Source organism: Serratia sp. Ag1, assembly GCF_000743355.1.
Classification (GTDB): Bacteria; Pseudomonadota; Gammaproteobacteria; order Enterobacterales; family Enterobacteriaceae; genus Chania.
Genome location: NZ_JQEI01000016.1, coordinates 286715 through 298031, shown reverse-complemented (window position 1 = coordinate 298031; position 11317 = coordinate 286715). Strand labels below are relative to the sequence as shown.

At 48.7% G+C, this 11317-nt stretch carries 3 protein-coding genes; all 3 read left to right on the top strand.

The window, feature by feature from the left end:
* Positions 1 to 15 precede the first annotated feature (15 nt).
* Positions 16 to 1239, top strand: coding sequence for an integrase arm-type DNA-binding domain-containing protein (locus IV04_RS11430; protein WP_231566320.1), 1224 nt, complete (start codon positions 16 to 18; stop codon positions 1237 to 1239).
* Between the two features lie 414 nt (positions 1240 to 1653).
* Positions 1654 to 4941 (top strand): STY4851/ECs_5259 family protein, encoded by a 3288-nt coding sequence (locus IV04_RS11425; protein ID WP_037403874.1) that lies wholly within the window; start codon positions 1654 to 1656, stop codon positions 4939 to 4941.
* 12 nt (positions 4942 to 4953) lie between these two features.
* A complete protein-coding gene (locus IV04_RS11420) occupies positions 4954 to 11298 on the top strand; it encodes a DEAD/DEAH box helicase (protein ID WP_037403875.1) in 6345 nt (2114 codons plus the stop codon).
* Positions 11299 to 11317: the final 19 nt, after the last annotated feature.

Here is an 11317-nt window from a genome sequence, read left to right as displayed (position 1 = left end):
CATTAGGCGGTGTTGTTGACAGAGAAGCAGTACAAGCTGACCGACGGCAATGGCATGCATCTTCTTGTTCACCCGAATGGCTCTAAGTACTGGCGTCTGCAGTACCGCTTTGGCGGGAAGCAAAAGATGCTGGCTTTAGGTGTCTATCCAGATGTCTCCCTTGCGGATGCCAGGGCACGCCGTGATGAAGCCCGCAAGCAAATAGCGAACGGCATCGATCCAAGCGATAAAAAGAAAACCGATAAGGTCGAGCAGAATGAGGCCCGTACTTTTGAAGAGGTTGCTATCGAATGGCATGCTACCAATAAAAAGTGGTCGGAAGAACACAGCAAGCGCGTGTTGAAAAGCCTGGAAGATAACCTCTTCCCCGCTATCGGCAAACGTAATATTAGCGAGCTTAAAACCCGTGACCTGTTAGCCCCGATCAAAGTCGTTGAACAATCCGGGCGTCTTGAAGTGGCATCACGCCTTCAACAACGTTCGACCGCAATAATGCGTTATGCCGTGCAGAGTGGCTTAATTGACTACAACCCCGCTCAGGAAATGGCTGGTGCCGTTGCATCCAGCAATCGGCAGCATCGTCCCGCCTTGGAGTTAAAGCGAACTCCAGAACTGCTTCAACGAATTGATAGCTACACCGGCAGGCCGTTAACGCGCCTAGCGGTAGAGTTGACGCTATTGATTTTTATCCGCTCCAGCGAACTGCGATTTGCCCGTTGGTCAGAGATCGATTTTGAAACCGCCATGTGGACTATTCCCCCTGAGCGTGAACCGATCGAAGGGGTAAAACACTCGCATCGTGGCTCTAAAATGCGAACTCCGCATCTGGTGCCACTTTCTCGTCAGGCTCTGGCGATTCTTGAGCAGATAAAGACTTTCAGTGGCGATCATAAACTGATCTTTATTGGTGATCATAACCCTCGCAAACCGATGAGTGAAAACACGGTTAACAAATCTTTGCGAGTGATGGGATATGACACACAGGTTGAAGTCTGCGGCCATGGCTTCAGGACAATGGCGTGCAGTTCGTTGATTGAGTCAGGGTTATGGTCGAGGGATGCGGTTGAACGGCAGATGAGCCATATGGAACGCAACTCTGTTCGCGCTGCTTATATCCATAAGGCTGAGCATCTTGATGAGCGCAAGCTGATGCTGCAGTGGTGGGCTGACTTCTTGGATGCAAATAGGGAGAAGGCGGTGAGTCCGTTTGATTTTGCGAAACTACACACCTTGAAGTAATTCCATTTGGTTATAACCCCCCACTCTAAGTAATAATACGCAGAAAGGCATCTAGCCATAAAGATGGTTGGATGTTTTTTTATGACTGACATGGAACTATATTGATTGCACAGGATGCAATGGTAAAAACTCGCTAGACTTGAGCACTGGCTAACGGATTTTTCCGTTCATTCTGATTTAATAGCCCTTGTTACTTGAGTGAAATTTTCTTTCGATTGGTAGCTATAAACCAAAGAAATTAATAGCATGCGAACAATCAATATTTGATATTATTAAAATAATAAATTATTCGTGGCTCTTATCTAAACAATTAGTTATTGCAGCCAAATTGATATGGGGGTACTCTGACCTGTTTTGTTTTTTTATCTTGAAGAATCTTGGGGTTTTCTTTCTCTTGTCTGCAAGGAGTTTGCTTTGGGTCAATCAGAATGCATTTCCTGGTTAAAATGTACTTCCTGGCTAAGTAATTTTCTTAATCGTAGAGGATTGAGGCTACCGGATGGTCGACCACTATATCAATATCATGCGACCAACGATGAATACAATAATCTAACACAGCTACTTCGTGCGGTTGGTCAATCACAAAGTAATGTCGATGATAAAGGTTATGCAGCCTGTTTTGTCCTTTTTTGCTCTGAATGGTATCGCAGAGATTATGAGCGAAATTGTGGGTGGACATGGGACCCTATTTATAAAACATTGGGGATATCATTAACAGCGACTGAACTAAGGCATATTATCCCTAAAGGGATGGAAAGCTATTGGATCCGCCCAATTCGATTTTATGAATCGGAACGACGTAATTTTCTCGGAACATTATTCAGTGAGGGAGGACTGCCATTCCGCTTGCTCAAGGAATCGGATAACCATTTCCAGACGCTATTCTCCCGGATCCTCAATCAATATGAACAGGCACAACTGGCGGGATTTTCCGTACTTTCTCTGGTAAGAACTGTCCTGGAAAAGTCAACACTACCCATTGTTTTTAGTGAAGACACTTCTGTAGAACTCATCAGCCATATAGCAGAAAAACTCAGCTCGTTGGTCCTGTTGTACAACCTGAGTAATCATACCGAACCAGTCAGGCAGCTTGATAAGGTTCATCCTAAATGGCGGGATGAGTTCCCAATACCATTGGACGATGAAACAGGCACCCACTTTCTCAATGGGTTGTTATGCACAGCTTCGGTAGAAACCAAATCCCGCTTACAAAAAAATAAGCGTACCGTTTGTCAATTCTATTGGTCGGAAAACTATCCGGATCAAATACGAGCGATAGTTTCGCTGCCCGAAGAACTTTCTTTCCCAATCATCAGCGCACCATCAACTACGCGTTTTGAACTTGCCATTTATGAAGATGGTGACGAAGTTGCTAGTCTTGGCCCTGCCTATGCTACTTTAGAAAATGCGCATGCTAGAGTTCGCCTACGTAAAAGTGAATCAAGATTTGCCAGACGTGAACCATCTGCGAGTTTATCTTTAGTTGCGCGGGCTGGAGGGATGATTGTTGGTACAATAAAACTGGGTGATAGTGAAATCGCTGTTGGCGAGGTACCACTTACTTTTGTTGCTGATGAGGGCTGCTGGTTATTGCAAGGGCAAGCTTCTTGTAGTGTACGTAACAGCGATGTCCTTATTGTTTTACCTCGTGAAAAGACCACTCTTTCTGGATACGAAGCTTCTCCGAGTACAGTGTCAATATTAGGGTTCAAAACACTCTATGTAAAAGGGTGCCAGGAAGTCACTATTTCCGGGGATGAAATATACCGGATACGCACCGGGAGAGAGCAATCTAATCTAGGGGGATTTGATTTTTATGGTAACCGGGTGACCTGGAATTGCCATCCTGATGAAACATTCCTTGGTGTACCTAAAGTTACGGCGAAAAATCTGGATATTGAAGATATACAGTTCAAACGTTACCTGAATGGCATATTGTTAGATGAATGCCAGGTACAAGAGATGATGGGAGTGCAATATATTTCTGTCAGAAATACTAACAATGAAACACTACTACGTCGAAAAATTGGGATATTGCCAGCAGATTTTACTGTTGAAATAAATGGAAGAGAGGAAGCCAATGAAGGCTCTATTGTTATCTCAACGCAACATCCCTGTATGTCCGTCTTAAAAAATAGAACACTGGAGGTTGCGCGTAAACGCACGGCGGGACGTACCGAAATATTACTCAAAGCAGAAGGAATGCCACCTGCGTTTGTTTCTCTGCAGATTCGTCCAAATTTGGTAGCAGACCCTGTAGAGATTGTTCTACCTTTCCCGGCGAAAGGCTGCCTGGTCTTTGATGCCAATGGAAACCCTCTGGATAAAAATATCACTCTGCATGATTTACTTGGCTCCAGAGCCTATTTGTTTGGTAAAAATGGCGAGCCGACACGCTTTTCACTGGAGTTACATTTGCGCTCTATAAGTGGGCTACAGGCATGGCATGAATGGCGTTATACGGCGGGAGAACAACCGGTCGAACTTAATTTATATAGTCTGAGAGAGCATATCGAAAATTTGCTGTCTCTTGAGACGGGAATTGACCAAGTTGTAGAGATGCGGATCAAAGGTGCTGGCTCTGCGATAAGCTGGCAGATCCGTCGCTACAGATACAGTTTGCGTTATGATTACGAAAGAGAACTTCTCATCAGCCAGTCAGCTAATTATCGTGCCAGGCAAATACCTTCCCCAGTCATCATGCTATTGAGTGAACCGGAGAGGAAAGCGACCTCTTTATCATCAAGAATGAGCGAAGGTGTGTCCGTAGGTGAATATGAGCTAGGTTCTATCGTAAACAAAAACGGGCCATGGTTAGTTGTTCCTAAAATGGGTGAGGAAATGGCGTTCCGTCCTTGTTTTATTCGTGGTGAGCCTTCGTTACCTGCGGAGGGGAGTAGCATCCGTTCATTGCAGAAAGCGACCCAACTTTTTAATCCCCAGGAGGAAATTAATACCATTACGCTAGTGCTCGATCAGATGGCTAACGATCCTGCTCATTCAGGCTGGCAGTTTATGCGTAGCCTGTACGATCAATTTGGCTATCTACCGCTGGCAACTTTTGAAGTATGGCGTGCGCTGGTACAACACCCGCAGGCGCTGGCGATGTCACTCTTCAAATTTGAAATGTTAACCGAATATCTGAACCGCATAGAGAATGAGTTCCCCATTTTGTGGGAGTTCTTCCCCATCCTTGAAATCAAAGCCGCAGCCGGGCGTTTTCAATTGTTTTTGAGCCAAAAAGGTGCACCGGAAGAAACCCAAGCGGCACTAGTGAAGAGTATGTTTCAGCGGTTGGGGATCGTATTCCCAACGTATGCCGATGAAATTGAGATATGGTTAAGCGTAGGGCAATTACCCCCACCTATTCCAGAGTTCTTAGTTCACGAGTGGTATCTAGATCTTAGACGTGAGCACAGTGAGGATCACTGGCCAGAGTACGGCTGCAAACGTCTGCATAGCTGGATGATGTCACAAAAAGATCCGGTGATCGACATTTATCCAGAAGCGAATTATCACTGTTCCGTGGCTTGGTTACCCGTCTTCGCGGCGGCTGTTGCCAGCGGTAAAACCTCTTTTGAGACTGTGTTTGACCGTAAACCTGGTGCCGTGTTTTTCCTGAGGCAGGTCAGGGACTTCGACTCACGCTGGTTTAAGGCCATCTTCCAGTGCAGCCTTTTGCGTTATGTTTCTGAAAAATAAAAAGGAATAGGGATGACTACAGGCTATTTTTCGTCACTGATTGAACAATCGTTGTCTCGTTCAACTGAAGCAACGCTGAGTATCATGGGGGTCACCAACCCGCAGTTGCGTAAGCATCTCGCACGGCAAATGGGTGCCGACTGTGGGCAATCCGGCTCATTCCTTGCTTCCCCAGTATTCCAGCAAATGTTTGGTTGGAAAGAGTCAAACGACACCATGCGCAGCCTGACGGAAGGCAAAGCATTGCTGAGTAAAGCAGTGGTTGATTCATTGGATGATCAGAATAATGGTCGCTACCGTTTTGGTGCCGACTGGCGCCCCTTCACTCACCAGTTAGCCAGTTGGCAGGCTTTGCTGGAACAGAAACATTCGGTGGTGGTAACCAGTGGTACGGGTTCAGGCAAAACGGAATGTTTTATGGTCCCTGTGCTGGAAGATCTCTACCGGGAGCTGCATGAAAACGGCAACAATCCGCTGGTCGGTGTCAGGGCCCTTTTTCTCTACCCGCTTAACGCCCTGATTAATTCACAGCGTGAGCGCCTGGATGCCTGGACACGTGGTTTTGGTACCGGGATCCGATACTGCCTCTATAACGGCAACACCGAAAATCTACACGCCTCGGTAAAAAGCGAGCAGGCGAAAAGGCCGAATGAAGTGCTCTCGCGCGAAAAGATGCGTGAAGAGCCGGCTCCGATTCTGGTGACCAACGGCACGATGCTGGAATATATGATGGTCCGCCAGATCGACGCCCCAATTATTCAGCAATCCAAAGCACAAAAATCACTACGCTGGATCGTATTGGATGAAGCGCATACCTATGTTGGGTCGCAGGCCGCTGAACTGGCACTCCAGTTACGTCGCGTGATGACGGCGTTTGGCGTGACGCCAGATGATGTGCGCTTTGTAGCAACCTCTGCAACCATTGCCGGAAGCGACGCCGAAAAACAACTGAAAAAATTCCTCTCTGACTTATCCGGCATACCGCAGGAGCGTATTGACGTACTGGATGGAAGCCGGGTGATCCCGGAACTGGAACCGTGCAAACATGTTTATCACCCGCGGGAAGAAATTGAGCAACTTCCTGATTTAGATATAGAAGATAAACATGGGAACAAAATTAAAGGCGTAAGTCCGGAACGCTTCTCTGCACTGACGCATTCACCTGAAGCTCGTTATTTACGTGAGATGCTGGTCAGCCAACCAAATCCAATGAAGCTGGATGAGATGACGCAGCGGCTCAACTCACTGACCAAACAGCATTATAGCCAGCAGGATGTGCTGCGCTGGCTCGATGTTTGTTCCGGTACCCAACCCAATACAAAGGATCCGGCATTTCTTAAGGTCAGGGCGCATATCTTCCAGCGTGCTACCCAGGGAGTATGGGCTTGTGTTGATAAAGAGTGCAGGCTAAAGCATGGCACGCCGCTGGAAAAAGGCTGGCCCTTTGGCTATGTGTATGTGAACCAACGACAAAATTGCGACTGTGGAAGCCCGGTTTACGAACTGGCGTTCTGTAATGAATGTAACGAGCCACATCTTCTGGCGCGGGACAAAAATAGCAAACTCATCCAATGGGATAATAAAGGTAGCGATGAGTTTTCTTTGCAGGATGAAGTACCTGTTGAACGCGACGCCACAGAAGAAAAAGTTGAGAAAGAGAGTCGTTTCCAGCCCCCACTTATTATTGCGGCAGAAAATACCCGCGAGGCGGGTTATACCCTACAGAGACTGGACCGCCAGACGCGTTGTATTGGGGTGGTTAACAATGACAGCATCCCGCTGGTGATTAACGATATTGAGCAGGTTTGTGGCGCTAGTGGTTGTGGCTACAGAGGCATGAGCGGAAAACAACCGTTCCGGCGCGCGTTATTTGGTGGGCCATTTTATGTCGCCAACATTGTGCCAACGGTGCTGGAGTATTGTCAGGACTTTGTCAGTGAAGAAAGAAAAGAGGACGTTGGGCCTGATTCATTACCTGGGCGAGGCCGCCGACTCATCACCTTTACCGACAGCCGACAAGGAACAGCGCGAATGGCGGTGCGCATGCAGCAAGAAGCAGAACGCAGTCGCTTACGTGGTAGTGTGGTTGAAATCCTTAGCTGGCATCAACGCACTCGGACTTCCACATCACCGAATGCCAATGCAGATCTAGGCAAGTTAGCTGCGCTGGCAAAACAGGCGCGCGAACAGGCTGAGGAATATCGCAGTTGGGGAATGCCTGAACAAGCGAAACTGGTAGAAGTGCAAGCTGAACAACTTGAACAGGTCTTTCAGGCTGCGACCGGTGGCAAAGCAGCGACCACTCTGATCTCCCGCACCTGGACGGAAATGGTCAATGAGATTAAAGAGAAAGCCGATATTCGTGGCCCCATTCTGAAATATAACCACTATCTTACGCCTGAAGTTTTTAATAAAAACGGCGGCCCGCTGAAGCTTTCTGAAATGTTGCTTTTCCGTGAGTTTATGCGTCGTCCCAAGCGTACTAATAGTCTAGAAACGCAGGGATTAGTCCAGATTGGTTATCAAGGTCTGGAAAAAACATATCAGGCTCCGGTGCACTGGCAGGAAAAAGGGCTAACGCTCGATGATTGGCGTGACTTTCTCAAGGTGACCCTGGATTTTTACCTTCGTGAAAACAGCTTCATGCAACTTGATGATGAGTTGAAAAACTGGATTGGTAGCCGTTTTTCATCGAAATTCGTCCGTAACCCGGAATTGAAAGATCCTGAAGATAATCAGAACAAACGCTGGCCACAAATTCGTAATGGTAATATCTCCCATCGTTTAGCGAAGTTGTTGATGTTGGGGGCTGGCTTCAAAACAGCAAATTCAGTGACTATTGATATAATCAATACGTGGCTGAAAGAAGCATGGAATCAACTTACTGGGCCACTTGCAATACTGAAGCCTGATGGTAACCGTTTCTATTTACCGAAAGAGCACCTGACCTTTTCGTTAATCACCGATGCCTGGATTTGTCCGGTCACCAATAAAATTCTGGATACGGCCTTTAAAGGTTTAACCCCTTATCTGCCCACTCATATTTCCTTTGAACATCTCACCCAGGCGCAATACGACGCTTTTGTCGCGCAGAAGGTCGCCATGCCGGAAATTTGGCAGCTGGATCGTTCACAGGAAGACTACGCTGCGGGTCTTGCGAAAATACGTGACTGGGTCAGTAAGGAACCATTGATCGCGCAATTACGTTCAGAAAACGTCTGGACGGATATTAACGATCGTGTTGTGGAAGGTGGTTTTTACTATCGCACTGCCGAGCACTCTGCCCAGCAATCTTCAGAACGCCTGCAAAGCTACGAAAAGATGTTCAAGAACGGGCAGCTTAATGTTCTCAACTGTTCCACCACCATGGAAATGGGGGTAGACATTGGCGGCATTACCGCGGTGGTGATGAACAACGTACCGCCGCATCCGGCCAACTATTTACAGCGCGCCGGGCGAGCCGGGCGTAGTAACGAATCGCGCGCTATCTCTTATACGCTGTGTAAAGGGAACCCGCACGACCAGCAGGTTTTTGCCAACCCACTCTGGCCGTTTGAGACCATGATCCCGGCACCGATGGTTGCGATGAATTCTGTCCGGTTGGTGCAACGCCATGTCAATGCGTTATTGCTGTCTGATTTTTTATGTCACGTTATTGGCGAAACGGATAAAGAGAAAACCAGTCTCGACAGCCTATGGTTTTTCGGTGAGGCTGACGGGCATTCAAAATGTGAACGTTTTAAAGTTTGGCTTGAGCGACCTGAGCTTGATATCGACGCAGCGCTAGAGCGGCTGGTGAAAGGCACGGCGTTGCATGGTGCCAGGCCCGACCTGTTGCGTGATAAAACAATCAACGCGATCGACTCCCTACAACAGCGGTGGCTTTCCGTCTATCGCGATCTTGTAGCTCAGGAGCGCGAGTCGCAGCCGCAAACGCCTTATCGCAAGCGCATAGAACTGGAGAAAAAGCGACACTGCGGCGAATATTTACTGCGCGATCTGGCAGCCAGAACCTTCCTTCCTGGATACGGCTTCCCGACAGATGTGGTGACGTTTGATAACTTCACCATGGAAGATTATATTCGCGAAAAATCGCAGAAAAGCCGGGATAAAAAAGATCGTGAAGATAACGTGTCGCGTTATAAAGGACTTCCCTCCCGTAACCTTGGGGTTGCCATCCGTGAATATGCACCAGGTGCAGAGATTATTCTTGATGGCCGAGTCTTCCGCTCTGCGGGTGTCTCACTACACTGGCACAATATTAATGCCGATACCAATGAAGCACAGCGTCTTGATTGCGCCTGGCGCTGTCACAAATGCGGAACCATCGGCTATGAAGAGGGGATGAGCAGCTCTGGGGTGCTCTGTTGTACCAACAGTGCCTGTGGTGAAAAAATCATCCTGGATAATCGCCGCCGGGTGCTACAGCCTACCGGGTTTGTCACCGATGCGCATGCGCCGGTAACGAACAATATTGAAACCATGAAATTTATCCCGGTTGTCCCTGCCTGGGTATTTGTTAAAGCAGAGCCCGTGCCACTGCCGAACCCGATAATGGGATATATGGCTTCTGGCGCTGATGGGCATGTTTTCCAGCAAAGCCTTGGAGAAGGCGGGCATGGTTATGCATTGTGCCTGAGCTGTGGTCGTGCAGGGTCGATGCTGAATGCAAACGATGCACCGAAAAGTATGGAAGCTCACTACCCACCGCGTCCAGGAAAAGCGGATCGCGATAGCCAGAATCAGCGGCTTATTTGCCCCGGTTCGACGGCGCTTATGAAGAACATCACGTTGGGTGCGTTGGCGCGAACGGATGTCTTTGAGATGGTTCTGCGCAGGCCGCAAAACGGCGAATATTTACCGGATAACACCGAAGAGGGGCGAATTGTTGCCATTACCTTGGCGGTTGCGCTGCGTCAGGCGCTGGCGGGTGTTCTGGGCATCTCCGCCGCAGAACTGGGCTACGCCGTGCGTCCGGTCAGATTGGACGATGGGCAATCAGCATTAGCCATACAGCTTTACGATGTGATCAGCGGTGGTGCCGGTTTTGCCTCCAGTGCGCCATTGCACATTGAGGCTATTCTACTGGGAATGGTGAAGCAGTTAGGCTGCCGCCATTGTGATAGCGCATGCAGTGAATGCCTGCTCGACTCTCAGACTCGTCACGATCATGATTCGCTGGATCGTAAAGTGGCGCTGGCCTGGCTTGGAGATGACTTCACGTATTACATTGGTTTGCCTGATGAAGAGACATTCTCGCTACCGGATGCTCGCTACTGCCCGGGCAACATTGGCGATGCGGTTCGCCGGGCGATTAACCAAGGCGCTGAAAAACTCACGTTGTGGCTCAACGGGCCGCTCAATGAGTGGGATTTGTATGCCCGCCAGTTCCGAGCGGCTATACAGAACTACCGGGTAAAAGATAACGTTGCTGTTGATCTTGTCATCCCTGCTGGCGTGGATGACCCAGAACTCTCACATGAGCTTTCACAGTTTACGGTGCTGGGCGTGCGGTTGTGCCATGCCGAACAGGATCTGGAATTGCCGATTGTTGCACAAATCACCTTTTCCGATCAGGTAATGACATTGGCCTCACGCAGTCAGCAAGCGACGATCCCGGGCCCTTGCTGGCACTTGAATGACGAACTGGTGGTTCGCAGCCTCGGTTATAAATCGGTAGCGCTGCGCGAGTTTGTTCTGCCGGGGAAATCAGCAAACTCTGTTGAGCGGGTAAAAGACATTCAGATCCACAAACAGTTGAATGGCCCGCTTTCGCAGTTCGGACAACGCTTCTGGGATGTGCTGTTTAACGACCATGAAGAAGCGCAGTCTCTGATGAAAAACAAAAAAATTGCCCGCGTTCACTATACCGATCGCTATCTGCAAAACCCAGTTGCTCTAGCGTTGCTGGGGGCGTTAATCAAACCACTGAAGCCGTTACTGACCGATAACGCAGAACTGGCGCTTGATACGCTGTTTAAGCCTAAAGAACGCCGCGGTAACCGGCCTTCCCATGACTGGATGAGCGAAGCGGATTTTCAGGATTTCGCCGACCAGTGGTTTGCTGCGTTGATGGGCAGGGCGGTAGACTTAACGGTGTTCGGCTCGTCGCGTCATATTCCACATCATCGTAAACTGACGGTGACCTTTGAGGATGGCCAAACGTTGAAGATCCGCTTCGATCAGGGAATGGGCTACTGGCGTATCGACTTCCCATCGGTATGGCGACATTTTGATTTTGCTGATGACGTGACCTTTCAGCTCGGCAAAATGGCGCAAGCCTGCCAGGAAGGGAAGGTGCTTAATAGTGAGGAAAGCTGGGCAACGGATGTGCTGGTAGAGGTGATGGAGTCTTAATCGATTAGCGCTCCCAATA

Coding starts and splice junctions, on each gene's coding strand:
- IV04_RS11420 (WP_037403875.1), top strand. CDS start 4,954: ATGACTACAGGCTATTTTTCGTCACTGATTGAACAATCGTTGTCTCGT.